The following is a 24,688-nucleotide window of genomic DNA, read 5'->3' on the forward strand; positions in this document are numbered from 1 at the left end:
GAATCAGGGACGCTTGCGATTGCTGATCAGGGTGCCCACACCGGTGTCGGTGAAGATTTCCAGCAGGATCGCGTTCGGTACGCGACCGTCGATGATCAGCGAGCTGCCCACGCCGCCTTGCACCGCTTCCAGCGCACAACGGATCTTCGGCAGCATGCCGCCGTAGATGGTGCCGTCGGCGATCAGGTCGTCGACTTGTTGAGTGGTCAGGCCGGTCAGGACCGTCCCCGACTTGTCCATCAGGCCGGCGATGTTGGTCAGCAGCATCAGCTTTTCGGCTTTCAGCGCTTCGGCCACTTTGCCGGCCACCAGGTCAGCGTTGATGTTGTACGACTCACCGTTGGCGCCAACGCCGATAGGCGCGATCACCGGGATGAAATCACCCTTGACCAGCAGGTTCAGCAGGTCGGTGTTGATCCCGACCACTTCGCCGACGTGGCCGATGTCGATGATTTCCGGAGTCGTCATCTCCGGCGTCTGGCGGGTCACGGTGAGCTTTTTCGCGCGGATCAGCTCGGCGTCTTTACCGGTCAGGCCGATGGCGCTGCCACCGTGACGGTTGATCAGGTTGACGATGTCCTTGTTGACCTGGCCGCCCAGGACCATTTCCACCACGTCCATGGTCGCGGCGTCGGTGACGCGCATGCCGTCGACAAAGTGGCTTTCGATGGACAGACGCTTGAGCAGGTCACCGATTTGCGGACCGCCACCGTGAACCACCACCGGGTTGATGCCCACGGCCTTCATCAGCACGATGTCGCGGGCGAAGCCGGTTTTCAGCTCCTCGCTTTCCATCGCGTTGCCGCCGTATTTGATCACCAGTGTCTTGCCGACATAGCGGCGGATATAAGGCAGCGCTTCGGACAGGACCTTGGCGGTGTTGGCGGCGGCTTCGCGTTCGAGGGTCATTCAGGGCTCCGGGTGAATCAGAACGGTAGTTGGAGATCAGGTGCAACACGCTTCAACTGGACTTTGAAAACGTCCTTGATGCGTTGCAATTCAGCCTCGTCATCGGCCTCGAAACGCAGCACCAGCACCGGTGTGGTGTTGGAGGCGCGCACCAGGCCCCAGCCTTTGGCGTAGTCGACTCGCACGCCGTCAATGGTGGTCAGGTCAGCGCCTGCGCCCCACTGTGCGTCGTGCAATGCATCAATGATGCTGAATTTGCTCTCTTCGGTCACATGGATATTGATTTCCGGCGTAGAAATATCGTTCGGGAAGGTCGCGAATAGCTCTTCGGCCGAAGATTTTTCCTTGCTGAGGATCTCCAGCAACCGCGCAGCGCTGTAAATGCCGTCGTCGAAACCGAACCAGCGCTCTTTGAAAAAGATGTGCCCGCTCATTTCGCCAGCCAACAGGGCGCCGGATTGTTTCATTTTCTTTTTGATCAACGAATGACCAGTCTTCCACATTAACGACCGGCCGCCGTATTCCTTGATCAGGGGAAACAGGCGACGGGTGCATTTGACGTCGAAGATGATTTCCGCGCCGGGGTTGCGCGCCACGACGTCGCGGGCGAACAGCATCAGCAGGCGGTCCGGGTAGACGATGCTGCCGGTGTTGGTTACCACGCCGACGCGGTCGCCGTCGCCGTCGAAGGCCAAGCCGATGTCTGCGTTGGTTTCCTTGACCTTGGCGATCAGGTCGACAAGGTTTTCAGGCTTGCCCGGGTCCGGGTGGTGATTCGGGAAGTTGCCGTCCACTTCGCAGAACAGCGGGATGACTTCGCAGTTCAGCGCTTCGATCAGTTGCGGGGCGATCACGCCGGCCGCGCCGTTGCCGCAGTCCACGACCACTTTCAGGCGGCGGGCCAGTTTGATGTCCTGGACGATTTCGGTGGAGTAACGGTTGAGAATCTCGACCTGGGTGATGCTGCCCTGGCCGCTGCTCAGGTTGTTGGTCTTGAGGCGGTCGTGCAGGGCCTGGATCTGTTCGTTGGCCAGGGTGTCGCCGGCAATGACGATCTTGAAGCCGTTGTAATTCGACGGGTTGTGGCTGCCGGTCAGCATCACGCCGGATTTACCGGCCAGCACGTTGGCGGCGTAGTACAGCGCCGGCGTCGGCACCAGGCCGACATCACTGACGTGGCAGCCACTGTCGGCGATGCCCTTGATCAACTGCGCGACCAGTTCCGGGCCGGACAAGCGGCCATCGCGACCGACGGATACGTTTGGCTCGCCCTGGGCCAGGCTTTGGGAGCCGACGGCGCGACCGATCCAGTAAGCGGTTTCAGCGTTCAGGAATTCAGGGACAGTGCCGCGAATATCATAGGCGCGGAAAATGCTGTCGGGGAACTTGGGTGCGATTTTGGCCGGGGTGTTCATCTGTGGAAGTGCTCCATCTCGAAAGTGGCTGGACAGGTCACCGAAACATTTGGCGACACGTTCAAACTGAAGGTATGACGGCGATTTCCATGGAGAGTTCGTGGTGCGAAAGGGCCATGACAGCGACTTCTTCGACTGTTTGGGTGGCCAATGCCTTGATTTCAGGCGGTCAAACCTTTCAGTTGAGCAGAGCACAATGGATCTTTATCGAATCAACGGGTGCCGGTATGGCCGAAACCGCCGGTGCCGCGCTCGGTTTCGACAAACTCTTCAACCATTTCGAAGTGAGCCTGTACCACCGGTACCAACACCAGCTGCGCCAGGCGCTCGCCAACCGGCATGGTGAACTCGGTCTGGCCACGGTTCCAGCAAGAAACCATCAGTGGGCCCTGATAGTCGGAGTCGATCAGGCCCACCAAATTACCCAGCACGATGCCGTGCTTATGGCCCATTCCCGAGCGTGGCAGGATCAGCGCCGCGAGGTTCGGATCACCGATGTAGACCGACAGGCCGGTCGGGATCAGCACGGTTTCACCCGGTTTGATCACGGTGTCTTTGTCCAGCATGGCCCGTAGGTCGAGGCCGGCGGAGCCTGGCGTGGCGTACTGCGGCAGCGGGAATTCGGTGCCGATGCGGGGGTCGAGGATCTTGGCTTGCAAAGCGTGCATGTAAATTAAACCTGGTTCAGACGTTCGGCGATAAAAGTGATCAGCTGGCGAGCAATCTTGCTCTTGCTGGTCTGGGCGAAAACTGTGGCGTGTAGCTCACGGTCGATCACGCTGCAGGCGTTTTCTTCGCTGTTGAAGCCAATGGTCGGGTTGGCGACATCATTGGCGACAATCAGATCGAGATTCTTGTCTTTCAACTTGCGGGCAGCGTAATCGAGCAGGTGTTCGGTTTCGGCGGCGAAGCCGACACTGAAAGGACGGTCGGGACGTGTGGCAATGCTGGCCAGAATGTCCGGGTTGCGGACCATTTGCAGGACAAAACCGTCGCCGCTTGTAGGGTCTTTCTTGAGTTTTTGTGGGGCGACGACTTCCGGGCGGTAATCCGCGACCGCTGCCGAGGCGATGAAAATGTCGCACGGAATCGCGGCTTCGCACGCGGCGAGCATGTCGCGGGCGCTGACCACGTCGATGCGCGTGACGCGGTCCGGCGTCGGCAGATGCACAGGGCCGGTGATCAGAGTCACGCGGGCGCCGGCTTCTACCGCGGCTTCGGCCAGGGCAAAGCCCATTTTCCCGGAGCTGTGGTTGGTGATGTAGCGCACCGGGTCGATGTTTTCCTGGGTCGGACCGGCGGTAATCAGCACGTGTTTGCCGGTCAGCGCTTGACGCTGGAAGCAGTCGGCCGCGCATTGCGCCAGATCCGTGGCTTCAAGCATGCGCCCAAGGCCCACATCACCGCAGGCCTGGCTGCCGGACGCCGGGCCGAAGGCCTTGATGTCGCGGCTTGCGAGGGTTTGCAGGTTGGCTTGGGTGGCCGGGTCGCGCCACATGGCCTGGTTCATGGCCGGGGCAACAGCAACGACGGCGTCTGTGGCCAATACCAGCGTGGTCAGCAAGTCGTCGGCAATACCTTGGGCCAGTCGGGCGATCAGGTCCGCAGTAGCGGGAGCGATCAGCACCAGATCGGCCCATTTGGCCAGCTCGATGTGCCCCATGGCCGCCTCGGCCGCCGGGTCCAGCAAGTCCAGATGCACAGGGTGCCCGGACAGTGCCTGCATGGTCAGCGGGGTGATGAACTCCGCGCCGCCACGGGTCATGACCACGCGCACTTCGGCGCCTTGGTCGATCAGGCGGCGAACCAGGTCGGCGCTCTTGTAGGCAGCGATGCCGCCGCCGACGCCCAGAACAATGCGTTTCCGATACAGCCGCTGCATAGGCCTGCCTTTCATTTCGTTGATGACTGCATGGCGATACCCCCTCCCCAGGAGTGAAATCGCCCGCAAAAAAGATGGGCTACGATATCACAGCGACCGCTACGGAACAGCGGCGCCCACAGACAGGGAGGTGCTATGAGTATTCGCGATTGGCCGGCGGCGGAACGGCCGCGGGAGAGGTTGCTGGAACAGGGCTCGGGAAGCCTGTCGGACGCTGAATTGCTGGCGATATTTTTACGGACCGGCGTAGTGGGAAAAAGCGCCGTGGATCTGGCTCGACACCTGTTGAATCAGTTTGGCAGCTTGCGCTCACTGCTTGAGGCCGATCAGGAAACATTCAGTAAGCAGTTAGGCCTAGGGCCAGCGAAATTTGCTCAGTTGCAAGCAGCTCAGGAGATGAGCAGGCGTCATCTGGCCGAACGTGCGCGTCAGAAGTCGGCACTGGAGAACCCTCAGGCGGTGCGTGACTACCTGAAGTCGATGCTGCGCCACGAGCCACACGAGGTGTTTGGCTGTCTGTTTCTCGATTCCAGGCATCAGGTACTGGGGTTTGAAACACTGTTTCGCGGCTCCATCGACAACACTAGCGTGCACCCGCGAGAGGTGGTCAAGCGAGCCTTGGCCAACAACGCAGCGGCACTGATCCTCTGCCACAACCATCCGTCGGGCAACTCCGACCCCAGCCAGGCAGATCGGAAACTGACCAAACGACTGCAAGATGCTCTGGGCCTGATCGATGTGCGGGTGCTCGACCATTTCATCATCGGCGACGGTGATCCGCTGTCGATGGCGGAGTATGGGTGGATGTAGGAGGTACACGCGGACTTTGTAGGAGCCGGCTTGCTGGCGATGAGGCCATCGGATCCAGCATAGGTGCTGAGCCTGACGACGCTATCGCCAGCAAGCCGGCTCCTGCACGTTGTGGGGTGTGGCGGTTACTTCAGGTCAACCTTCGAGTAGTCCTGCCGCCCGAACGGGCTCACTGAATAACCCTCGACATCCTTGCGCGTCAGGGCGAAGGCGGTCGGATGCGCCAGCGGCAACCACAATGCCTGCTGCTGAATCTGCGTCTGCGCCTGTTCGTAAAGTTTGGTGCGCACACCTTGCTCGCCGGTGGTCTTGCCGGCGCTGATCAGCTTGTCCAGGTCTGGATTGCAGTAGCGGGCGAAATTGGTGCCGGATTTGAGCGCGGCGCAGGAAAACTGCGGCGTGAGGAAGTTGTCCGGGTCACCGTTGTCGCCGGCCCAGCCCATGAACAGGATGTCGTGCTCGCCGGCCTTGGCACGGCGGATCAGTTCGCCCCATTCGATCACCCGAATTTCGGCCTGGATGCCGATTTCCGCGAGATCGGCTTGCAGCAGTTGGGCGCCGAGGCTTGGATTGGGGTTGAGCAGGCTGCCCGACGGACGGGTCCAGATCGTGGTCTGAAAACCGTCCTTGAGCCCGGCCTTGGCCATCAATGCCTTGGCTTTCTGCACATCATGGGGGTAGCCCGGCAAGCTCTTGTCGTAGCTCCAGGTATTGGGCGGATACGGGCCATTGGCGGGCTCCGCGGTGTCTTCGAACACGGCTTTGACGTAGTTGGCCTTGTCGAAGGCGAGGTTGATCGCCTGACGCACTTCAGGCTTGTCCAGCGGTGGATGCTGGCTGTTGAGGGCGACGAACGCGGTCATGAAGGCGTCAGTTTTTTCCACTTTCAGCGTCGGTTCTTTCAGCGCGGCTTGTACGTCCAGCGGTTTGGGCGACAGGGCAATCTGGCATTCGTTACGGCGCAATTTCTGCAAACGCACGTTGGCGTCCGGGGTGATGGCGAAGATCAGCGGATCGACGGAAGGTTTGCCACGGAAATAGTCGGCGTTGGCCTTGTAGCGGATCGAGGCGTCTTTCTGGAATCGAGTGAAGACAAACGGGCCGGTGCCGATGGGTTGGCTGTTGAGTTTCTCCGGTGTGCCGGCCTTGAGCAGTTTGTCGGCATACTCGAGCGAATAGATCGAGGCGAAGCCCATGCTCAGGGTCGGCAGGAACGTCGAGTCCGGGTGGTCGAGCGTGAAGCGTACGGTCAGTGGGTCGAGGGCGTCGATCTTCTTGATCAGCGCAGGTAATTGCATCGATTGCGCATGCGGGAAGCCGCTCTGGGCAACCTTGTGCCATGGATTGGCGGGATCGAGCATGCGGTCGAAGCTGAAAATGACGTCTTCGGCAGTGACATCGCGCGTGGGGGAGAAGTATTCGGTGCGATGAAACTTCACCTGCGGGTGCAACTTGAAGACGTAGATCAGGCCGTCAGGGCTGACCTCCCAGCTGTCGGCGAGACCGGCGACCACTTTGCCGCTGGCGGTGTCGAAGTCCACCAGGCGGTTCATCAGCACGTCGGCCGAGGCATTGGTGGTGGTCAGCGAGTTGTATTGCACCACGTCGAACCCTTCCGGACTGGCTTCGGTGCAGACGCTCAGGGCGGCGGCCTGGGCCAGCGGGCTCAGCAATAAAGGGGCAAGCAACAGCGGTAGGGCAGCGAGGCGCATGGTCGGATTCCTTTACAGATCGAAGGCCCATCTGCAAGTGCAGTCTGGAAAAGGCTTACCCTAGTGGGCTCTATTGCAAATGACTATCTCCTTTTTCATTTTCGGGGGAGTATGGCGCCTGATTTTGCTGTGCAGTGGTTCTGGATTGACCTCGATTGGCAGGCTGGTCGATTCTCTGCGACGAGTGGTCGACATCGGCGATAGCCTTTGTCCAAAGCCCTTGGCGCTCGAAAAATGGGCTTTTTGTTAATTCAACGCACAGCGAATGTTGTTGCTCTCTAGTCTTTCTGGTATAAAGCAGCGCTCTTTTCTAGGGGCCCGGTTCCTTCGTTTGTAGGTGTAGCCGGTAAGACCCTTAAAGAAACGCGGCGCCTGGCGCCAAATGACTGAGAGATTAAGCGGCCAACCCATGCCGGGTTGGGCATGTGGTTTAGAGGGCTGAGGCATGTCTAGAGTCTGTCAAGTTACCGGTAAGGGTCCGGTGACTGGGAATAACATTTCCCACGCAAACAACAAAACCCGTCGTCGTTTCCTGCCGAACCTGCAGCATCACCGCTTCTGGGTTGAAGAAGAGAAACGTTTCGTGCGTCTGCGCGTATCTGCCAAAGGCATGCGTATCATCGACAAGCGCGGCATCACTGTCGTTCTGGCCGAAATCCGCAAAGCTGGCAAGATCTAAGGGAGCTAATCATGCGTGAATTGATTCGTTTGATTTCGAGCGCCGGTACTGGTCACTTCTACACTACCGACAAGAACAAGCGCACTACTCCGGACAAACTCGAGATCAAGAAATTTGATCCGGTTGTTCGCAAGCACGTGATCTACAAAGAAGGCAAAATCAAGTAATTGATTTTTCCCTCTTACGAAAAAGGCCCGTATCGCGAGATACGGGCCTTTTTTGTTTTTGCGCCTTACGTCAGGGCGAAAGGATCAGCCGAAGTAAATGGAAATGATGATGTCCTTTTCGTTGACGTTCAGGTTGATGCGTTCTGCGCGGGAGTCGTAGGTCGCGACGTAGTTGCCCCACGGGCGAGTAGGGCGACCGGTTGTGTCTTCGACCTGTTGGCGCAGTTCTTCGGAGTAAGGCGAGCCGACAATGGAGTTGATCAGGTCAAGTACCTGCTTGTCGGTGTAGGTGGTTGCGTTTGGCATGTTGCTTCCTTGCGGTGAGTGATCAATCGAGGCGCTTCGTCCTTCGAAGCGCCTGTGAATGATCCAACCGAAAAGGCTGCCTGGTGCGGTATATAGTTATTGCGAATCTCAGGCTTTCTGTTCAAACGCCACGTAGATCTTGCGGCACGGCTCCAGCACTTCCCACGTCCCTTTGAACCCGGCCGGGATTACGAAACGATCGCCCACGCGCAAGGTCTTGGCGTTGCCCTCGCTGTCTCGCAGCACCGAAACCCCCTGCACGATTTCGCAGTATTCGTGTTCGGTGAAGTTCACCATCCATTGCCCGGTTTCCGCTTCCCACACCCCGGCGTTCAGTTGACCGCACGGGCTGTTGTAGTGGTTGTACAAGGTTTGCTCAGGATCGCCCTTGAGCACTTTGGCCGCGTCTGGGCGGTAGCGTTCGGGTTCGGTGGTGGCCTGGCTGAAGTCGACGACGTTCTGGATGTTCATTGTTGTTATCCCCCGTAAATACGGCGCGAGTTGGTAGGTCAGCCCAAAGTCTATGTTTATTAAAATGAACATCGCAAGGCCGTTTGCCGGTGTTGTGTCAAATATATTGAAACTTCACCCGCCGCTGGTTTAGGGTGACGGTTGCCTTGAGCCGAAAAAGCAGGCTGGCCGGGCAGAATTCCTGACAGCGCCCGCGAAGAACGCGGGTGTCGTATTCAATAAGAGGAGGACACTCGCATGACCACCCTGACCCGTGCCGACTGGGAACAACGTGCCCGCGACCTGAAAATCGAAGGCCGCGCCTACATCAATGGCGAATACACCGATGCCGTCTCCGCCGAGACCTTCGAGTGCATCAGCCCGGTCGATGGCCGTCTGCTGGGCAAGATTGCCAGCTGTGATGCCGCCGACGCCCAGCGCGCTGTGGAAAACGCCCGTGCCACCTTCAACTCCGGTGTCTGGTCGCGTCTGGCACCAGCCAAGCGCAAATCCACCATGATCCGTTTCGCCGGCCTGCTCAAACAGCATGCCGAAGAGCTGGCCCTGCTTGAAACCCTGGACATGGGCAAGCCGATCAGCGATTCCCTGTACATCGACGTTCCAGGCGCGGCGCAAGCGCTGAGCTGGAGCGGTGAAGCCATCGACAAGATCTATGACGAAGTTGCAGCCACTCCGCACGATCAATTGGGTCTGGTGACCCGCGAGCCGGTAGGCGTGGTTGGCGCCATCGTGCCGTGGAACTTCCCGCTGATGATGGCCTGCTGGAAACTCGGCCCGGCGCTGTCCACCGGCAACTCGGTGATCCTCAAACCGTCGGAAAAATCCCCGCTGACCGCCATCCGCATCGCGGCGCTGGCCGTTGAAGCCGGCATTCCGAAAGGCGTGCTGAACGTGCTGCCAGGTTACGGTCACACCGTCGGCAAGGCCTTGGCCCTGCATAACGACGTCGACACCCTGGTGTTCACCGGTTCGACCAAGATCGCCAAGCAACTGCTGATCTACTCCGGCGAATCGAACATGAAGCGCGTCTGGCTCGAAGCTGGCGGCAAGAGCCCGAACATCGTGTTCGCCGATGCGCCGAACCTGCAGGACGCTGCCGAAGCTGCTGCCGGTGCGATCGCGTTCAACCAGGGCGAAGTCTGCACCGCCGGTTCGCGCCTGCTGGTGGAGCGTTCGATCAAGGACAAATTCCTGCCGCTGGTGATCGAGGCCCTGAAAACCTGGAAGCCGGGCAACCCGCTGGACCCGGCGACCAACGTCGGCGCGTTGGTGGACACCCAGCAGATGAACACCGTGCTGTCCTACATCGAATCGGGTCACTCCGACGGTGCCAAGCTGGTGGCTGGCGGCAAGCGCATTCTGGAAGAAACCGGCGGCACTTATGTCGAACCGACGATTTTCGACGGCGTGAGCAACGCGATGAAAATCGCCCAGGAAGAAATCTTCGGGCCGGTGCTGTCGGTTATCACCTTCGACAGCGCTGAAGAAGCCATCGCGATCGCCAACGACACGCCGTACGGTCTGGCCGCTGCAGTCTGGACGACCGATATCTCCAAGGCGCACCTCACCGCCCGCGCCCTGCGTGCCGGTAGCGTGTGGGTCAACCAGTATGACGGTGGCGACATGACCGCTCCGTTTGGTGGTTTCAAACAGTCCGGTAACGGTCGCGACAAATCGCTGCATGCGTTCGACAAGTACACCGAGCTGAAGGCGACCTGGATCAAGTTGTAAGCCGTTAGGGGGCCTGTTGTAGAGCAGGCCTCCAAACGACACAGATTCCTTGTGGGAGCGAGCCTTTGTGGCGAGGGAGCAAGCCCCCTCGCCACAAAGGCTCGCTCCCACAGTGCTTTGTGTTGCACATAAAAATATCCACAGGAGCGTGGAACATGCGTTGGGCGACGTATTTCGCCGTGTTGGCGTCTGTCTTGAGTGTTGGCCTGGCCCTGGGTGTCAGCATGCCGCTGGTGTCGTTTCGCCTGGAAAGCTGGGACTACGGCTCGTTTGCTATCGGCGTGATGGCGGCGATGCCGGCCGTTGGCGTGTTGCTGGGGGCGAAGATCTCGAGTCACCTGGCGGCGCGTTTCGGCACGGCGAATCTGATGCGCCTGTGTCTGTGGGCCGGGGCGGTTTCCATTGGTTTGCTGGCGCTGCTTCCGAGCTATCCGATCTGGCTGGTGTTGCGGTTGATGATCGGGGTGATCCTGACCCTCGTCTTCATCATCGGTGAAAGCTGGATCAATCAATTGGTGGTCGAACAATGGCGCGGACGGTTGGTGGCGCTGTATGGCAGCTGCTATGCGCTGAGTCAGCTGGCCGGGCCGGTGTTGCTGGGCTTCATCGGTACCGATCACGATTATGGTTTTTGGGTGGGCGTCGGATTGTTGATGAGCGCGCCGTTCCTGTTGTTCGGTCGAAGCGGCGCGCCCAGCAGCGAGGCCAGCAGCGTGACCCTGACCGACTTGCTTGCTTTCTGTCGTGGCCTGCCGGCGATTGCCTGGGCGGTGTCGCTGTTCGCGGCGTTCGAAGCGATGATCCTGACGCTGTTGCCGGTTTACTGCCTGCGCCAGGGCTTCACCACGGAGATCGCTTTGGCGATGGTCAGCACGGTGGTGGTCGGCGATGCGATCCTGCAGTTGCCGATTGGCGCCCTGGCAGATCGCCTGTCGCGGCGTGCTTTGTTCACCGGTTGTGCGGTGGTTCTGTTGGTGTCGAGCCTGGCGATTCCGATGCTGATCGATACGCTGCTGATCTGGCCGTTGTGGGTGTTGTTTGGCGCCAGTGCCGGTGGGCTGTTCACCTTGTCGCTGATCCTGATCGGCGAGCGTTATCGCGACGATGCGCTGGTGCGGGCCAATGCGCACGTCGCCCAGCTCTGGGGGATCGGATGCCTGATCGGGCCACTGCTGGCCGGTGCAGGCAGCCAGTGGATCAGCGGGCATGCGTTGCCGTTGTTGATGGCGGTCGGGGCCTTGGGTGTGTTGATTGTGGTGTCGCGGCAAGGGGCGTTTGGCACGGCCGCAGAACCAGCCTGAGGAACAACAAACTGTGGCGAGGGAGCTTGCTCCCGCTGGGCTGCGAAGCGGGCCCAAAGATTCTGTGGGCGCTGCGCACCCAAGCGGGAGCAAGCTCCCTCGCCACAATGGATCATTGGCTGGTTACAACATCTTCTCCAGGCCGACGGTATTGCTCAGCCAGGCATTGAATCGCCGCCACCAGTCTGCCGGCTCTCGGGTCAGGGTGTGCGTGTTGCCGTTGTCTTCGGTGGTCCACACGACCTGTTCGTTTTCCAGTTTCACCTGATAACTCAGGGCTGGCGCCATGCCTTGCATCGCCAGTTCGCGGACCTTCGCGGCCAGTTCCGGGCTGTCGACCAACACGCCGACTTCGGTGTTCCACAAGACCGAGCGCGGGTCGAAATTGAATGAGCCGATGAAGGATTTCTGCTGGTCGAAGATGATCGCCTTGCTGTGCAGGCTCGAATCGGATTCGCCGTAGGATTTGGTGGAGAACAGGCGAGGTCCGCTACCGCTTTCATCGCCGGGCTGGCGGCGCAGCTCGAACAGCTGCACGCCGTGTTCCAGCAGGGCCTTGCGATAAGGCGCGTAGCCACCGTGCACCGCCGGTACGTCCGTGGCTTCCAGCGAATTGGTCAGCAATTTCACCGAGACCCCGGCATCAGCCCGTCCGGTGAGGTACACCAGGCCCGGTTGTCCCGGTACAAAGTAGGCCGAGACCATGATCAGTTCTTTTCTGACGCCATCGAGTTCCGGCGCCAACTGTGTGGTCAGCAGCAAATGCGGATCAGGTTCGCCGTCGGCCAGCACCTTGCTCGGCGCATCCCACAGCGCCTGATTCCAGGCCCAGATCAGTTCCTGGCGCCAGGCGTCCAGGCGTGGATGTGTGGTGTAGGTCATCAGGTGCTGATAGAGCGCGTGATTCTGTTGGCGCGATTCGGCCAGGGATTTTTCCAGTCGGCTGCGGGTTTCTTCAAGGTCCTTGGCCGTCGGTTTTTTCGACAGGAATTCGTCGATCGGCTTGCTCAGGGCGCTGTTCCAGTACTGGTCGAAACTCTGTCCCAGCTGCTCGGCGACCGGGCCGACGCCGAGCAAGTCGATGTCGGTGAAGTTCATGTTGGTCTCGGCATCGAAATACTCGTCGCCCAGATTGCGCCCGCCGACAATGGCCATGCTGTTGTCCGCCAGCCACAGCTTGTTGTGCATGCGTCGGTGTTGCCGTGACAGGTTGAGAAACCGCCCCAAGGTTCGCGTGACGCCGGTGCTGCGGCCCAGATGCAAGGGATTGAATACGCGGATCTGGATCTTTGGATGGGCTGCCAGGGTCGCAATGGTGCGGTCCTGGCCGTCGCTGGTCGTGTCATCGAGCAGAATGCGAAAGCGTACGCCGCGGTCGGCAGCCTTGAGCATTTCATCCACCAGCATGCGTGTGCTGATGCCGTCATGCACGATGTAGTACTGCAAATCGATGCTGCTCTGAGCGTGGCGGATCAGTTCGGCTCGCGCGGTGAAGGCTTCAGTACCGTCAGACAGCAGACGAAAACCCGATTGCCCCTGATAAGGCGCGGCTTGCGCCTTGACCGAGCGACCGAACGCGGAATCCGTCGCCGGCAATACCTGGCTCGGTTGAACCTGAAGGTCGAAGTTGGCACAACCGCCTAGAAACGAGGCAAGTAGCAGAAGAGCAAGCAGGGGTTGTCTGGCGCTCACGTAGGCTCGTTCCGATTGGCGGCTGTTGGAATATGGACGCTGGTTTCCTGAGAAAAGTCAGTCGGTCAGTCGTGCGCTTTCTGCCAGCAACTGGATGGCGGTTGCGCCGACCTTGCGCACCGCTTCTTCAATCAGCGGTGTTGGTTTGGCAGCGTAGTTCATGCGCAGGCAATTGCGGTATTTGCCCGAGGCGGAAAAAATGCTGCCGACTGCAATCTGTACGCCTTGGTCGTGCAGGGCACGATTCAGTTTCAGCGTATCGAAGCCATCCGGCAGCTCGACCCACAACATGAAGCTGCCTTGGGGACGGCTGGCGCGAGTGCCAGCCGGGAAATAGCGGGTGACCCAATCGAACATCATGTCGCGATTACGCTGGTATTGCGTGCGCATCCGCCGCAAATGCGGTTCGAAATGCCCGCCCTTGAGGAATTCGGCGATAGCAATTTGCGGTTGCGGCGCCGTGGAGCCGGTGCTGATGTATTTCATGTGCAGCACCCGTTCCAGATAGCGGCCTGGCGCGACCCAGCCGATGCGCAGGCCCGGCGCCAACGTCTTGGAAAATGAACTGCACAGCAGCACGCGACCGTCCTCGTCGAAGGACTTGATCGTGCGCGGGCGCGGGTAGGTGTAGGCCAGCTCGCCATACACATCGTCTTCGATGATCGCGACATCAAACCGCTGGGCAAGCGTCAACAACGCACGTTTGCGCGACTCGGGCATGATGTAGCCCAACGGGTTGTTGCAGTTGGGGGTCAGCTGTATGACTTTGATCGGCCATTGCTCCAGCGCCAGTTCCAACGCTTCGAGGCTGATCCCGGTCAGCGGATCGGTCGGGATTTCCAGGGCTTTCATGCCCAGGCCTTTGAGGGTCTGCATGGCGCCGTGAAAGCTCGGCGAGTCCACCGCCACAATGTCCCCCGGTTCGCAGATCGCCCGAACGCTGGTGGACAGGGCCTCATGGCAGCCGGTCGTCACCACCAGATCGCTGGCGCTCAACTGGCAGCCGGAGTCGAGCATCAGGCGGGCGATTTGCTCGCGCAGTTCCAGGTTGCCGTGGATGTTGTCGTAATACAGGCCCGGCATGTCCTGCCGCCGACTGATCCGCGCCAGATCGCGCAGCAGCGGTTTCATGGTCGGCGAGCTGATGTCCGGCATGCCCCGGCCCAGTTGCACCACGTCTTTGCGAGGCACCGCGCGAATCAGCTCCAGCACCTGATCCCACTGGGAAATATCCACCGGACGCTGGGCCGGGCGGCCCACTGCGGGCAGATCGGGCAATTCTCGACAGGCCGGAACGAAATACCCGGACTTGGGCTTCGGCATCGCCAGGCCGCTGTCTTCCAGCACCCGATAGGCCTGCTGCACCGTGCTCAGGCTGACTCCATGCTCGACGCTCAATGCCCGCACCGACGGCAGCCGGTCACCGGGGCGATAGAAGCCCTGTTCGATACGTGTGCCGAGCAATTCGGCGAGGTTGACGTAGAGGGTCATGGCGCAGTCTCGGTGTTGGTGATTCGGTAGACCAGTACAGATGACGCAGAAATACGCCATTCAGTCGCAAAAACGGCAAATCTGTATGGAGTTAATACAGTTTGTTTGAATCTGTAACGATTTTATTCGCCCGCGCATCATGGAACCTCTGGCTACCCAAGTAAACAGGAGCGACCACCATGAACGGCTTGAGCGATGTGCGGCTGACGTTACACAGTCAGGAACTGGAGACCGGGCAGAAGGACACTGCGCGCCATGCGCTGATGCGCAACGCGTCGTCCGGCCTGGGTCGCTGGGATCTGTTCTGGCAGCGTCTGCACACGCGCAAGGCGTTGCTGGCGCTGACGCAAGATCAGCTCAAGGATATCGGGCTGACACGGGAGCAGGCGCGGGAGGAGGGGTTGAAGCCTTTCTGGCGGATCTGAGTTTTGCAGTGTCTTGTGGGCCTCTTCGCTGGCAAGCCAGCTCCTACAGGTTTTGCGCGGAACCTGTAGGAGCTGGCTTGCCAGCGAAGGCGCCGGAACTGCCACAAAACAATCTTTCAGACCAACTCTTTCAGCCGATGCCACAACATCCCCAGCGCCAACAGCGGCGAGCGCAGATGCTTGCCACCCGGGAAGGTGATGTGTGGCACCTTGGCGAACAAATCAAAACCACCGCCGTGCTGCCCGCTGATGGCTTCAGCCAGTAGCTTGCCGGCCAGGTGCGTGGCATTCACACCATGACCGGAATAGGCCTGGGCGTAATACACGTTCGGCTGGTCATTGAGTCGGCCGATCTGCGGCAGGCGATTGGCGCCGATGCCGATCATGCCGCCCCACTGATAGTCGATCTTCACGTCAGCCAATTGTGGAAAGACTTCGAGCATTTTCGGCCGCATGTACGCAGCAACGTCTTTCGGATCGCGTCCTGAGTAATGACAAGCACCGCCGAACAACAGGCGTCGGTCCGCCGAGAGCCGGTAATAATCCAGCGCCACCCGTTGATCACAGACCGCCATGTTTTGTGGCAGCAACGCGTGGGCGAGCTCTTCACTCAAAGGCTCGGTGGCAATGATGTAGCTGCCCGCCGGCAGGACTTTGCCGCTGAGTTCGGAATTGAGCCCACTGAGATAAGCGTTGCAGCCCAACACCAGCGTCTTGGCGCGAACCGTACCTTGGGCGGTATGGACCTTGACCTCTGGACCGTAGTCGATGCGCGTGACAGCCGATTGCTCAAACAGCTTCACCCCCAGTTGCTGCGCAGCGGCCGCTTCGCCCAAGGCCAGGTTCAAAGGATGCAGATGCCCGGAGCCCATGTCGATCAAACCGCCGACATAACGCTTGGAACCGACCACGGTGTGCATTTCATGGGCTTGCAGCAAACGGGTCTCGTAGCGGTAGCCGAGACCGCGCAGTTCTTCGGCATCTTCGGCGAAGCCTTCGAGGTCCCGGGGTTTGTTGGCCAGGTCGCAGTAACCCCACGTCAGGTCACAAGGGATCTGAAAACGCTCGACGCGCTGGCGGACGATTTCCACGGCTTCCAGGCCCATGAGTTTCATCTGCCGAACACCGTCGACGCCGATGATGTTGGCGAATTGATCGAGGCCATGGCCGACGCCGCGAATCAGTTGCCCGCCGTTGCGCCCGCTGGCACCCCAGCCGATTTTATGCGCTTCGAGCAGCACCACACTCAGACCGCGTTCGGCCAGTTCAAGGGCCGTGTTCAACCCGGAAAATCCCCCGCCGACCACGCAGACATCGGCCAGCACTTCGCCTGTCAGCGCTGGATATTCTGGCTGCGGCAAACTGCTGGCGGCGTAGTAAGACGCGGCGTGTTGGTGGCTTGGGGCGGGCTGTTGAGCACGGGCATTCATGTGCATGCTCCTGATTTTTGTGTCTGGAAAATTTGAAGGAGCATAAGCCGGACGTTCCTGAGTGGGCAACATTGGTCGGCTAGCGCTGTCTGGATCGGGTTTTTTGCGTCAGAATCGCGCTCTATTCCGCCTTCGGTTACCGCTTCAATGAGCTGCAACAGTCAGACAATTCGCACCTTGCGCCAACAGATTCCCTCGTTCGAGTGCGTCCCCGGCTGCCATGACTGCTGCGGGCCGGTCACCACCTCACCGGAAGAAATGTCGCGCCTGCCGCGCAAGACTCGCGCCGAGCAGGATGCAGCGATGGATGAACTCAATTGCGTTCATCTGGGCCCGAACGGTTGCACGGTGTATGAAGAGCGGCCGCTGATCTGCCGGCTGTTCGGGACCACCAAAACCTTGCCGTGCCCGAATGGGCGGGGGCCGTTGGAACTGATTCATCCGCGAGTGGAGAAGCAGGTGTTCGAGTACATGGCCTCGAACCGACAGGTGTTGGTTTAGACCCTCGAACCGAGTTTTCCGCATCGCTAGCAGGCTAGCTCCCACAGGGTGCGAGTGAACCACGGATTTGTGTTCACCACCGAACCTGTGGGAGCCAGCCTGCTGGCGATAGCAGCACCACAAATGTCAGTCCGGAATCGGCAGAGTCAGGCTCTCTTTCACCTCTTCCATCACGATGTAGCTCTTGGATTCCCGCACATGCGGCAGCTTGAGCAGAATGTCGCCCAGCAGCTTGCGATACGAAGCCATCTCGGAAATCCGCGCCTTCACCAGATAGTCGAAATCCCCTGACACCAAGTGGCATTCCAGCACGTGGGGCAATTTCAGCACCGCACGGCGGAACTCCTCGAACGTATCACCGGACTTGTAATCCAGGCTGATCTCGACGAACACCAGCAAACTCCCCTTCAGGTGCTGCGGATTGAGCCGGGCGTTGTAGCCCATGATGATCCCTTCGCGCTCCAGGCGCCGGACCCGCTCAGTACAGGGCGTGGTCGAGAGCCCGACCTTTTCTCCAAGCTCTGTAAAGGAAATCCGCCCGTCCGCTTGCAGGATCCGCAGGATATTGCGGTCGATCTTGTCCAGCTCACGTTTGGTCTGAGTGTTGGTACGCATAGGGGATGCGCCTCCGTGAAAAGGGTTTTTGCCGAGAATTGTCGCCAAATATAGGCGCTTATATAGTGAAAAGCACTGGCAAATCTTTTTTACACTGCGCGTATCTAAAGCTCTCAATAACAAACGTCAGCGGTTAGCCGCGATGAGGGATATAAAATGCGCGTCATGGTCTTGGGTAGCGGCGTCATCGGTACCACCAGTGCTTATTATCTGGCCCGTGCCGGGTTTGAAGTGGTGGTCGTGGACCGGCAGCCGGCTGCCGCGATGGAGACCAGTTTCGCCAACGCAGGGCAAGTGTCGCCAGGCTATGCCTCGCCGTGGGCCGCGCCAGGCGTACCGCTCAAGGCGATCAAGTGGCTGTTGCAGCGCCACGCCCCGCTGGCGATCAAGGCGACTGCGGACATCGATCAGTACCTGTGGATGGCCCAGATGCTGCGCAACTGCACCGCCAGCCGTTATGCGGTGAACAAGGAGCGCATGGTCCGTCTGTCCGAGTACAGCCGTGACTGCCTCGACGAACTGCGTGCTGAAACCGGCATTGCCTACGAAGGCCGCAGCCTCGGTACCACCCAACTGTTCCGCACCCAGGCTCAACTCGACGGCGCCGCAAAAGACATCGCCGTGTTGAAAGAGTCCGGCGTGCCGTTTGAACTGCTCGACCGTGAAGGCATTGCCCGCGTTGAGCCGGCACTGGCCAGCGTCACCGACATCCTCGCCGGTGCCCTGCGCCTGCCGAATGACCAGACTGGCGACTGCCAGATGTTCACCACCAAGCTCGCCGAGATGGCTACGAACCTTGGCGTGCAGTTCCGTTTCGGTCAGGATATTCAGCGCCTCGACTTCGCCGGTGATCGCATCAACGGCGTGTGGATCGACGGCAAGCTGGAAACCGCCGACCGCTACGTGCTGGCCCTCGGCAGTTACTCGCCGCAACTGCTCAAGCCGTTGGGGATCAAGGCACCGGTGTACCCGCTCAAGGGCTACTCCCTGACCGTGCCGATCACCAACCCGGCGATGGCCCCGACGTCGACCATTCTCGACGAGACCTACAAGGTCGCGATCACCCGTTTCGACAACCGCATCCGCGTTGGCGGCATGGCCGAGATTGCCGGTTTTGACCTGTCGCTGAACCCGCGTCGCCGTGAAACCCTGGAGATGATCGTCAACGATCTTTATCCTCAGGGCGGCGATCTGGCCCAGGCCGATTTCTGGACCGGCCTGCGTCCGACCACTCCGGACGGCACCCCGATTGTCGGCGCCACCCCGTTCAAGAATCTGTTCCTGAACACCGGTCACGGCACACTCGGCTGGACCATGGCGTGCGGTTCCGGTCGCTTGCTGGCTGACTTGATGGCGAAGAAAAAGCCGCAGATCAGCGCCGAAGGCCTCGATATTTCCCGTTATGGCAAAAAAATTCAGGAGTCTGCAAAGCATGTCAGTCCAGCGCCAGCTCACCAATGAGCGCATGAGTCAGATCGTCACCCATAACGGCACGGTGTACCTGGCCGGGCAGGTCGGCGACGACATGAACGCCGGGATTGAACAGCAGACCCGCGAAACCCTGGCCAACATCGAGCGTTTGCTCGATCTGGCCGGCACCGACAAAAGCAATCTGTTGTCGGTGACGATTTACCTGAAGGACATCGACGCGCATTTCGAAGGCATGAACGCGGTGTGGGACAAGTGGCTGCCAAAAGGCGTCGCCCCGGCCCGCGCCACCGTCGAATCGAAACTGTGCGAACCGGAAATCCTGGTCGAGCTGTCGGTTGTCGCCGCTCTGCCATAAGCTTTCAGACAGATCCCTCTCCCGGTGCTGCCGGCGGTTTACGCCACCAGTCAGCGCCGGTTTTTCTTCCCGATGACCCGACCAGAAGTCTGCCGCCATGCGTCCTGCCCGTGCCCTGATCGACCTTCAAGCCCTGCGTCACAACTACCGAATCGCCCGTGAACTCACGGGGGCCAAAGCCCTTGCCGTGATCAAGGCCGATGCCTATGGCCATGGCGCCGTGCGTTGTGCCCAGGCACTCGAAGCCGAGACGGACGGTTTTGCGGTAGCGTGTATCGAAGAGGCGTTGGAGCTGCGGGCGGCGGGCATTCGTGCGCCGATCCTGCTGTTGGAAGGTTTTTTCGAAGCCGATGAGCTGGCGCTGATCGTCGAGCACGATTTCTGGTGCGTGGTGCATTCGCTGTGGCAACTCGAAGCCATCGAGAAAGCCTCACTGAACAAACCGATTACGGTGTGGCTGAAGCTTGATTCGGGCATGCACCGCGTGGGGCTGCACCCGGCGGATTATCAGGCGGCCTACCATCGACTGTTGGCCTGCGGCAAAGTCGCGAAAGTGGTGCTGATGAGCCACTTTGCCCGTGCCGATGAACTGCACGAGCAGGCCAGTGCCGATCAGGTGGCGGTATTTGAAGCGGCGCGCAAGGGCTTGTCCGCCGAGGTCAGCCTGCGCAACTCGCCGGCGGTGCTCGGATGGCCGCAGATTCCGAGCGATTGGGTGCGCCCAGGCATCATGCTCTATGGCGCCACACCTTTCGAAGAAGCCAACGAAGTAGCATCGCGCCTGCAACCGGTCATGACCCTGGAATCGAAAGTGATCAGCGTGCGTGAATTGCCGGCCGGCGAACCTGTCGGTTACGGCGCCAAATTCATCACTCAAAAACCAATGCGCATTGGCGTCGTGGCCATGGGCTACGCCGACGGCTACCCGCGTCTGGCACCGACCGGCACGCCAGTGCTGGTGGCAGGGCAGCGCAGCCAGTTGATCGGCCGGGTATCGATGGACATGCTCTGCATCGACCTGACCGATGTGCCGCAGGCCGGTCTGGGGTCGACCGTCGAATTGTGGGGCAAAAACATCCTCGCCAGTGACGTGGCCATCGCCGCCGGCACCATTCCTTATCAGATTTTTTGCAACCTGCGCCGGGTGCCACTGCTCTATTCCGGGGCTTAGTGCCAAACGCGGCGGACCGGAAGTCGCCTCGCTGAACAGGATTCAGGTCAAAGTGTTGTAAATACTGAACGCTGTCGCCATGATAACGCTCACTATTCCAACAATTGAATCCTGGAGGCGCAAGCTTTGGACGTCGGTGAACGACTGCAATCCATCCGTAGGCTCAAAGGCCTTTCCCAGCGTGAACTCGCCAAACGGGCGGGGGTCACCAACAGCACGATTTCGATGATCGAGAAAAACAGCGTCAGCCCCTCGATCAGTTCGCTGCGCAAAGTGCTGGGCGGAATTCCCATGTCCATGGTCGAGTTCTTTTCCGAAGAAATCCTGCAGGAGAAACCGACTCAGATCGTCTACAAGGCCAACGAGCTGATCGATATTTCCGATGGCGCGGTGACCATGAAACTGGTCGGTCGGGCGCACCCGAGCCGGGCTATCGCATTCCTCAATGAAATTTACCCGCCAGGCGCCGACACCGGTGACGAGATGCTCACCCATGAAGGCGAGGAAACCGGCATTTTGGTCGAAGGCAAACTGGAGTTGGTGGTCGGGCAGGAAACTTTTGTGCTCGAAGCCGGCGATAGCTACTACTTTGAAAGTACCAAGCCACACCGTTTCCGGAATCCGTTCGATGCGCCAGCGCGACTAATCAGCGCAGCCACACCGGCGAATTTCTGATAGAGGCGGCGTCCTGTCAGCCTCGCAGAGGTGGTCAGGCTGCTTTTCCGCCGCCGCCTAAGACCCCTTCGACTTTGGGGTTGTTTCAGTGCGACGGGCTTACCGCTATACTTGCGCCCGCCTGCGAACCGTGGCCGTAGGCGTGACTAGCCACCATTGAGGGTGAACGCGTGAATCTAATTATGAAAATGCTGGCTGTACCAGCAACCGTATTGGCCCTATGGGCTGCCAGCGCTCAAGCTGCGACCAACGACGAAATTGCCAAACGCCTTGAGCCGGTCGGCCAGGTCTGTGTGACAGGTAAAGAGTGCAAGGGCATGGAAGTCGCCGCTTCGGCTGGCGGCGGTGGTGGTGCCAAGGCACCTAAAGATGTTATTGCCAAGCATTGCAACGCTTGCCACGGCACCGGCCTGTTGGGCGCGCCGAAAGTCGGCGACAAAGCAGCCTGGAAAGAACGCGCCGATCACCAGGGCGGCCTCGACGGCATCCTGGCCAAAGCCATTACCGGTATCAACGCGATGCCGCCTAAAGGCACCTGCGCCGACTGCTCCGACGACGAGCTGAAGGGCGCCATCAAAGAGATGTCCGGTCTGTAACCAGCCCGCCTCTTTCGCGAAGAAGCCGCTTTCGAGCGGCTTTTTTGTGCCTGCGATTTTTGTTGCTTACTGTAAGAGCGAGCCTGCTCGCGATGGTCGTTAACGATAACTTGGCGAACCTGAAACCCCGCGGCGTCTGAGAGTCCTTCGCGAGCATGCTCGCTCCTACACGGTTTTTGTGTGGGGCGATGGTTTTTTACAGGCTGTTCAATGCAGCAAAGACCCGGCAAGCTCGGTCCAACCCCATACCATGGAATGCAAGGGAGGTTCGGATGGTTCAGATGTGTGCTATCGAACAAGCGGTCGATGACGTTCTGGCGCGGTTGCCGGCGCATATTCACATGGGCCTGCCGTTGGGATTGGGCAAACCCAATCATTTCGTCAACGCGCTGTATCGACGTATCGCCCAGTTGCCCGAGCGGCGGCTGACGATCTACACCGCACTGTGCCTGGGCCGTCCGTCCTTGGGCGATGGCTTGCAGAAGCGTTTCCTCGAGCCCTTCACCGAACGGGTCTTCGGCGATTATCCGGAGCTGGATCTCCTCGCCGACCTGCGCCGCGACAACCTGCCGGGCAACATTCACATCCAGCAATTTTTCATGCAGCCCGGCAGCCTGCTCAACAGCCCGCCTGCCCAGCAGGATTACGTCAGCAGCAACTACAGCCACGCGGCGCGGGACATCAATGCGGCCGGGCTGAACCTGGTGGCGCAGTTGGTGGCCAGCCATGCCGAGCACCCTGATCGCTTGAGCCTGAGCTGCAACCCGGACATCACCCTCGACCTGCTGCCCATGATCGCCAAGCGCCGCGCCGCCGGGGAAACCATTCTGCTGGTCGGCCAGGTCCACAACGATCTGCCCTATATGCCGGGCGATGCGGAGGTCGGCATTGATACGTTCGACCTGCTGATCGACGAGAAAGACAGCACCACACTGTTTTCCACGCCCAACATGCCGGTAGGTTTTCAGGACCATTTCATCGGGCTGCACGCCAGCGCCCTGGTGCGTGATGGCGGCACGCTTCAGATCGGCATCGGTTCGATGGGCGATGCGCTGACGGCAGCGCTGTTGGCCAGGCAGACGGAAAATGATGGCTACAAAGCTTTGCTGGCGGATGTAAATCTCAGCCACTGGGCGCAGTTGATCGAGCGCGAAGGGGGCCTCGAACCTTTCGCCAAAGGCCTGTACGGTTGCAGCGAAATGTTCGTCAACGGCTTGCTGATGCTGTCCGACGCCGGAATCGTGCGGCGCAAGGTCTACCCGGATGTTGAAACTCAACAGCAGGCGAATGCCGGCACCCTCGACGAAGCGGCAACCGATGGCATCTCGGTACACGGTGGCTTCTTCCTCGGGCCGCGCAGCTTCTACGAACGCTTGCGTGAGTTGCCACAGAGCAAGCGGCTTGAATTCAACATGACCCGCATCAGCTACATCAACGAGCTCTACGGCCAGGAAGAACTCAAGCGGTTGCAGCGTCTCGATGCGCGGTTCATCAACACGGCGTTTACCGTGACCTTGCTCGGCGCCGCCGTGGCGGATCAGCTGGAAGACGGACGTGTACTTAGCGGCGTGGGCGGGCAGTACAACTTTGTGGTGCAGGGGCATGCACTGGCAGGCGCGCGCTCGGTCTTGTTGCTGCGCAGCTGGCGCGAATCCGGCGGCGACGTCAGCTCGAACATTGTCTGGGAATACGGCCACTGCACGATCCCCCGGCATCTGCGCGATGTCGTGGTGACCGAGTACGGCATCGCCGATCTGCGCGGCAAGACCGATGCGGCAGTGATCGAGGCGTTGCTCAATATCAGTGATTCACGCTTTCAGCAGGGGTTGATCGAGCAGGCGCAAAAAGTCGGCAAGTTGCCGAAGGATTTTCAGCTTGATCCACGTTTCAGCGATAACCGACCGGAGCGCTTGCAGGGCATTGAGGCGCGGCATCCGAATCTGTTTCCGGAGTATCCGTTGGGTTGTGATTTCACCGACGTGGAGCGGGATGTGTTGCGGGCGCTGAACTGGCTCAAGAGCAAATTCAAGCTGAGTGAAGTGCTGGAGTTGGGCAAGGCAGCGCTGGATGCGCCGGAACCCGGGGCGTTTCCTGAGCATCTGGAACGCATGCAGCTGAGCAAGCCGGAAGGGTTGAAGGAAGATTTGTATCAACGGCTGTTGCTGGCGGGCCTGAAGGCCACCGGGCAATAACTGCCCATCCCAAAACCAACTGTGGGAGCTAGCCTGCTAGCGATTTCAGTCTGTCAGTCATGAAGATTGTGACTGACACGACGCCATCGCTAGCAGGCTAGCTCCTACAGGGGGGGGTGCGGTGCGGCTTTATTCGATGAAGGTCACAACACCGTCAGCCAGCGACTTGACGCGGGCCAGCGATTCAACGCGATAACCCTGCGAATCCAGCTCCGCACGCCCGCCCTGGAACGACTTCTCGATCACGATGCCCAAACCGGCGACGGTGGCGCCAGCCTGCTTGATGATCGAGATCAGCGCCTGGGACGCCTTACCGTTGGCCAGGAAGTCATCGATGATCAGCACGCGGTCGCTGCTGGTCAGGTGACGCGGGGAAATCGCCACGGTGCTTTCGGTCTGCTTGGTGAACGAGTAGACGGTCGCCGACAGCAGGTTTTCAGTCAGGGTCAAGGACTGGTGTTTGCGGGCGAAAATCACCGGCACACCCAGGTTCAAACCGGTCATGATCGCCGGGGCGATGCCCGAGGCTTCGATGGTGACGATCTTGGTGATGCCCGAATCCTTGAACAGCGTGGCGAATTCGTCGCCGATCAGCTTCATCAGGGCCGGGTCGATCTGGTGGTTCAAAAAGGCGTCGACCTTCAGGACCTGGTCGGAAAGCACGATGCCTTCTTCGCGAATTTTCTTGTGCAGGGCTTCCATGAAGCTGTCCTCTGTTGGCGCTTTGTGCG

The 24,688-nt window shown here is 59.8% G+C and carries 24 protein-coding genes and 1 pseudogene; 13 read left to right on the plus strand and 12 right to left on the minus strand.

The genetic code is table 11. The features are described from left to right. Positions 1–3: 3 nt before the first annotated feature. The 4 genes and pseudogenes from argB to coaBC all read right to left on the minus strand — a co-directional run bounded on the left by argB (position 4) and on the right by coaBC (position 4,206). The gene (gene argB, locus QYH43_RS07115; protein ID WP_008047078.1) at positions 4–909 is read right to left on the minus strand and encodes an acetylglutamate kinase; all 906 of its coding nucleotides are present in this window, start codon (positions 907–909) and stop codon (positions 4–6) included. A 17-nt stretch (positions 910–926) separates the two neighbouring features. Further along, a pseudogene (locus tag QYH43_RS07120) lies at positions 927–2,330 on the minus strand (phosphomannomutase/phosphoglucomutase); the annotation flags it as partial. A 206-nt stretch (positions 2,331–2,536) separates the two neighbouring features. Beyond that, on the minus strand, positions 2,537–2,992 hold the full coding sequence (gene dut / locus QYH43_RS07125) for a dUTP diphosphatase (protein ID WP_095057649.1): 456 nt from the start codon (positions 2,990–2,992) through the stop codon (positions 2,537–2,539). A 5-nt stretch (positions 2,993–2,997) separates the two neighbouring features. Next, positions 2,998–4,206 carry a bifunctional phosphopantothenoylcysteine decarboxylase/phosphopantothenate--cysteine ligase CoaBC gene (gene coaBC, locus QYH43_RS07130; RefSeq protein ID WP_095057648.1) on the minus strand — a complete coding sequence of 403 codons (1,209 nt, stop codon included), beginning with the start codon at positions 4,204–4,206 and terminating at the stop codon, positions 2,998–3,000. A 135-nt stretch (positions 4,207–4,341) separates the two neighbouring features. Between coaBC and radC the strand changes: the two genes are divergently transcribed. Continuing rightward, on the plus strand, positions 4,342–5,016 hold the full coding sequence (radC, locus tag QYH43_RS07135) for a DNA repair protein RadC (protein WP_301156715.1): 675 nt from the start codon (positions 4,342–4,344) through the stop codon (positions 5,014–5,016). Positions 5,017–5,141: 125 nt separating this feature from the next. Here radC and QYH43_RS07140 read toward each other — a convergent pair whose 3' ends face one another. Continuing rightward, positions 5,142–6,728 (minus strand): ABC transporter substrate-binding protein, encoded by a 1,587-nt coding sequence (locus QYH43_RS07140; RefSeq protein WP_095057646.1) that lies wholly within the window; start codon positions 6,726–6,728, stop codon positions 5,142–5,144. Between the two features lie 445 nt (positions 6,729–7,173). Here QYH43_RS07140 and rpmB point away from each other — a divergent pair, with 445 nt between their 5' ends. Together rpmB and rpmG are read left to right on the plus strand one after the other, a co-directional pair. After that, positions 7,174–7,407 carry a 50S ribosomal protein L28 gene (gene rpmB / locus QYH43_RS07145; RefSeq protein ID WP_007894701.1) on the plus strand — a complete coding sequence of 78 codons (234 nt, stop codon included), beginning with the start codon at positions 7,174–7,176 and terminating at the stop codon, positions 7,405–7,407. A gap of 11 nt (positions 7,408–7,418) precedes the next feature. Next, positions 7,419–7,574, plus strand: coding sequence for a 50S ribosomal protein L33 (gene rpmG, locus QYH43_RS07150; RefSeq protein ID WP_095057645.1), 156 nt, complete (start codon positions 7,419–7,421; stop codon positions 7,572–7,574). Between the two features lie 84 nt (positions 7,575–7,658). Here the strand turns inward: rpmG and QYH43_RS07155 are convergent, their stop codons facing one another. Together QYH43_RS07155 and QYH43_RS07160 are read right to left on the minus strand one after the other, a co-directional pair. Beyond that, positions 7,659–7,880, minus strand: a complete 222-nt coding sequence (locus QYH43_RS07155; RefSeq protein WP_095057644.1) for a hypothetical protein — start codon at positions 7,878–7,880, stop codon at positions 7,659–7,661. Positions 7,881–7,988: 108 nt separating this feature from the next. Further along, a complete protein-coding gene (locus QYH43_RS07160; protein WP_095057643.1) occupies positions 7,989–8,351 on the minus strand; it encodes a cupin domain-containing protein in 363 nt (120 codons plus the stop codon). A 237-nt stretch (positions 8,352–8,588) separates the two neighbouring features. On the opposite strand from QYH43_RS07160, the gene QYH43_RS07165 reads away from it, so the two are divergent. Both QYH43_RS07165 and QYH43_RS07170 read left to right on the plus strand, forming a co-directional pair. After that, positions 8,589–10,082 (plus strand): aldehyde dehydrogenase, encoded by a 1,494-nt coding sequence (locus tag QYH43_RS07165; protein WP_301156717.1) that lies wholly within the window; start codon positions 8,589–8,591, stop codon positions 10,080–10,082. A gap of 155 nt (positions 10,083–10,237) precedes the next feature. Beyond that, entirely contained in the window at positions 10,238–11,383 is a 1,146-nt protein-coding gene (locus tag QYH43_RS07170; protein ID WP_301156718.1) for an MFS transporter, read from the plus strand. Between the two features lie 123 nt (positions 11,384–11,506). Here the strand turns inward: QYH43_RS07170 and QYH43_RS07175 are convergent, their stop codons facing one another. Then, positions 11,507–13,075, minus strand: coding sequence for a phospholipase D family protein (locus tag QYH43_RS07175; RefSeq protein ID WP_301156719.1), 1,569 nt, complete (start codon positions 13,073–13,075; stop codon positions 11,507–11,509). Positions 13,076–13,132: 57 nt separating this feature from the next. Next, complete coding sequence (locus tag QYH43_RS07180) at positions 13,133–14,566, minus strand: PLP-dependent aminotransferase family protein (protein WP_301156720.1); 1,434 nt, start codon at positions 14,564–14,566, stop codon at positions 13,133–13,135. A gap of 179 nt (positions 14,567–14,745) precedes the next feature. On the opposite strand from QYH43_RS07180, the gene QYH43_RS07185 reads away from it, so the two are divergent. Beyond that, the gene (locus QYH43_RS07185) at positions 14,746–14,991 is read left to right on the plus strand and encodes a DUF1127 domain-containing protein (protein ID WP_301156721.1); all 246 of its coding nucleotides are present in this window, start codon (positions 14,746–14,748) and stop codon (positions 14,989–14,991) included. A 116-nt stretch (positions 14,992–15,107) separates the two neighbouring features. Here QYH43_RS07185 and QYH43_RS07190 read toward each other — a convergent pair whose 3' ends face one another. Continuing rightward, entirely contained in the window at positions 15,108–16,421 is a 1,314-nt protein-coding gene (locus QYH43_RS07190; RefSeq protein WP_095057637.1) for an FAD-binding oxidoreductase, read from the minus strand. Positions 16,422–16,568: 147 nt separating this feature from the next. On the opposite strand from QYH43_RS07190, the gene QYH43_RS07195 reads away from it, so the two are divergent. Then, positions 16,569–16,922 carry a YkgJ family cysteine cluster protein gene (locus tag QYH43_RS07195; RefSeq protein ID WP_301156722.1) on the plus strand — a complete coding sequence of 118 codons (354 nt, stop codon included), beginning with the start codon at positions 16,569–16,571 and terminating at the stop codon, positions 16,920–16,922. Positions 16,923–17,048: 126 nt separating this feature from the next. Here QYH43_RS07195 and QYH43_RS07200 read toward each other — a convergent pair whose 3' ends face one another. Next, positions 17,049–17,537: an Lrp/AsnC ligand binding domain-containing protein gene (locus QYH43_RS07200; RefSeq protein ID WP_007975155.1), complete on the minus strand. Its 489-nt coding sequence runs from the start codon at positions 17,535–17,537 to the stop codon at positions 17,049–17,051. Between the two features lie 156 nt (positions 17,538–17,693). Here QYH43_RS07200 and dadA point away from each other — a divergent pair, with 156 nt between their 5' ends. The 6 genes from dadA (at position 17,694) to QYH43_RS07230 (ending at position 23,957) form a co-directional block, all read left to right on the plus strand. Further along, positions 17,694–18,998, plus strand: coding sequence for a D-amino acid dehydrogenase (gene dadA / locus QYH43_RS07205; RefSeq protein WP_095057635.1), 1,305 nt, complete (start codon positions 17,694–17,696; stop codon positions 18,996–18,998). Next, the gene (locus QYH43_RS07210; RefSeq protein ID WP_095057634.1) at positions 18,970–19,323 is read left to right on the plus strand and encodes a RidA family protein; all 354 of its coding nucleotides are present in this window, start codon (positions 18,970–18,972) and stop codon (positions 19,321–19,323) included. The genes dadA and QYH43_RS07210 overlap by 29 nt, the downstream gene beginning before the upstream one ends. Positions 19,324–19,420: 97 nt before the next feature. Continuing rightward, positions 19,421–20,494, plus strand: a complete 1,074-nt coding sequence (alr, locus tag QYH43_RS07215) for an alanine racemase (protein ID WP_095057633.1) — start codon at positions 19,421–19,423, stop codon at positions 20,492–20,494. Between the two features lie 126 nt (positions 20,495–20,620). Beyond that, the gene (locus tag QYH43_RS07220) at positions 20,621–21,169 is read left to right on the plus strand and encodes a cupin domain-containing protein (protein WP_053163807.1); all 549 of its coding nucleotides are present in this window, start codon (positions 20,621–20,623) and stop codon (positions 21,167–21,169) included. A 182-nt stretch (positions 21,170–21,351) separates the two neighbouring features. Further along, on the plus strand, positions 21,352–21,765 hold the full coding sequence (locus QYH43_RS07225; RefSeq protein WP_095057632.1) for a cytochrome c5 family protein: 414 nt from the start codon (positions 21,352–21,354) through the stop codon (positions 21,763–21,765). A 272-nt stretch (positions 21,766–22,037) separates the two neighbouring features. After that, complete coding sequence (locus tag QYH43_RS07230; protein WP_301156725.1) at positions 22,038–23,957, plus strand: acetyl-CoA hydrolase/transferase C-terminal domain-containing protein; 1,920 nt, start codon at positions 22,038–22,040, stop codon at positions 23,955–23,957. A 129-nt stretch (positions 23,958–24,086) separates the two neighbouring features. Here the strand turns inward: QYH43_RS07230 and QYH43_RS07235 are convergent, their stop codons facing one another. After that, complete coding sequence (locus QYH43_RS07235; protein WP_046038985.1) at positions 24,087–24,659, minus strand: xanthine phosphoribosyltransferase; 573 nt, start codon at positions 24,657–24,659, stop codon at positions 24,087–24,089. Positions 24,660–24,688: the final 29 nt, after the last annotated feature.

The sequence above is a fragment of the Pseudomonas sp. C32 genome, assembly GCF_030417915.1.
GTDB lineage: Bacteria > Pseudomonadota > Gammaproteobacteria > Pseudomonadales > Pseudomonadaceae > Aquipseudomonas.

What these genes read in the sequence shown, in the direction of transcription:
- dut (WP_095057649.1), bottom strand. Translation starts at nt 2,992, where the DNA reads ATGCACGCTTTGCAAGCCAAGATCCTCGACCCCCGCATCGGCACCGAA.
- radC (WP_301156715.1), top strand. Translation starts at nt 4,342, where the DNA reads ATGAGTATTCGCGATTGGCCGGCGGCGGAACGGCCGCGGGAGAGGTTG.
- QYH43_RS07235 (WP_046038985.1), bottom strand. Translation starts at nt 24,659, where the DNA reads ATGGAAGCCCTGCACAAGAAAATTCGCGAAGAAGGCATCGTGCTTTCC.
- coaBC (WP_095057648.1), bottom strand. Translation starts at nt 4,206, where the DNA reads ATGCAGCGGCTGTATCGGAAACGCATTGTTCTGGGCGTCGGCGGCGGC.
- QYH43_RS07230 (WP_301156725.1), top strand. Translation starts at nt 22,038, where the DNA reads ATGGTTCAGATGTGTGCTATCGAACAAGCGGTCGATGACGTTCTGGCG.
- QYH43_RS07155 (WP_095057644.1), bottom strand. Translation starts at nt 7,880, where the DNA reads ATGCCAAACGCAACCACCTACACCGACAAGCAGGTACTTGACCTGATC.
- rpmB (WP_007894701.1), top strand. Translation starts at nt 7,174, where the DNA reads ATGTCTAGAGTCTGTCAAGTTACCGGTAAGGGTCCGGTGACTGGGAAT.
- dadA (WP_095057635.1), top strand. Translation starts at nt 17,694, where the DNA reads ATGCGCGTCATGGTCTTGGGTAGCGGCGTCATCGGTACCACCAGTGCT.
- QYH43_RS07180 (WP_301156720.1), bottom strand. Translation starts at nt 14,566, where the DNA reads ATGACCCTCTACGTCAACCTCGCCGAATTGCTCGGCACACGTATCGAA.
- QYH43_RS07195 (WP_301156722.1), top strand. Translation starts at nt 16,569, where the DNA reads ATGAGCTGCAACAGTCAGACAATTCGCACCTTGCGCCAACAGATTCCC.
- alr (WP_095057633.1), top strand. Translation starts at nt 19,421, where the DNA reads ATGCGTCCTGCCCGTGCCCTGATCGACCTTCAAGCCCTGCGTCACAAC.
- argB (WP_008047078.1), bottom strand. Translation starts at nt 909, where the DNA reads ATGACCCTCGAACGCGAAGCCGCCGCCAACACCGCCAAGGTCCTGTCC.
- QYH43_RS07200 (WP_007975155.1), bottom strand. Translation starts at nt 17,537, where the DNA reads ATGCGTACCAACACTCAGACCAAACGTGAGCTGGACAAGATCGACCGC.
- rpmG (WP_095057645.1), top strand. Translation starts at nt 7,419, where the DNA reads ATGCGTGAATTGATTCGTTTGATTTCGAGCGCCGGTACTGGTCACTTC.
- QYH43_RS07185 (WP_301156721.1), top strand. Translation starts at nt 14,746, where the DNA reads ATGAACGGCTTGAGCGATGTGCGGCTGACGTTACACAGTCAGGAACTG.
- QYH43_RS07165 (WP_301156717.1), top strand. Translation starts at nt 8,589, where the DNA reads ATGACCACCCTGACCCGTGCCGACTGGGAACAACGTGCCCGCGACCTG.
- QYH43_RS07210 (WP_095057634.1), top strand. Translation starts at nt 18,970, where the DNA reads ATGTCAGTCCAGCGCCAGCTCACCAATGAGCGCATGAGTCAGATCGTC.
- QYH43_RS07190 (WP_095057637.1), bottom strand. Translation starts at nt 16,421, where the DNA reads ATGAATGCCCGTGCTCAACAGCCCGCCCCAAGCCACCAACACGCCGCG.
- QYH43_RS07170 (WP_301156718.1), top strand. Translation starts at nt 10,238, where the DNA reads ATGCGTTGGGCGACGTATTTCGCCGTGTTGGCGTCTGTCTTGAGTGTT.
- QYH43_RS07225 (WP_095057632.1), top strand. Translation starts at nt 21,352, where the DNA reads ATGAAAATGCTGGCTGTACCAGCAACCGTATTGGCCCTATGGGCTGCC.
- QYH43_RS07160 (WP_095057643.1), bottom strand. Translation starts at nt 8,351, where the DNA reads ATGAACATCCAGAACGTCGTCGACTTCAGCCAGGCCACCACCGAACCC.
- QYH43_RS07140 (WP_095057646.1), bottom strand. Translation starts at nt 6,728, where the DNA reads ATGCGCCTCGCTGCCCTACCGCTGTTGCTTGCCCCTTTATTGCTGAGC.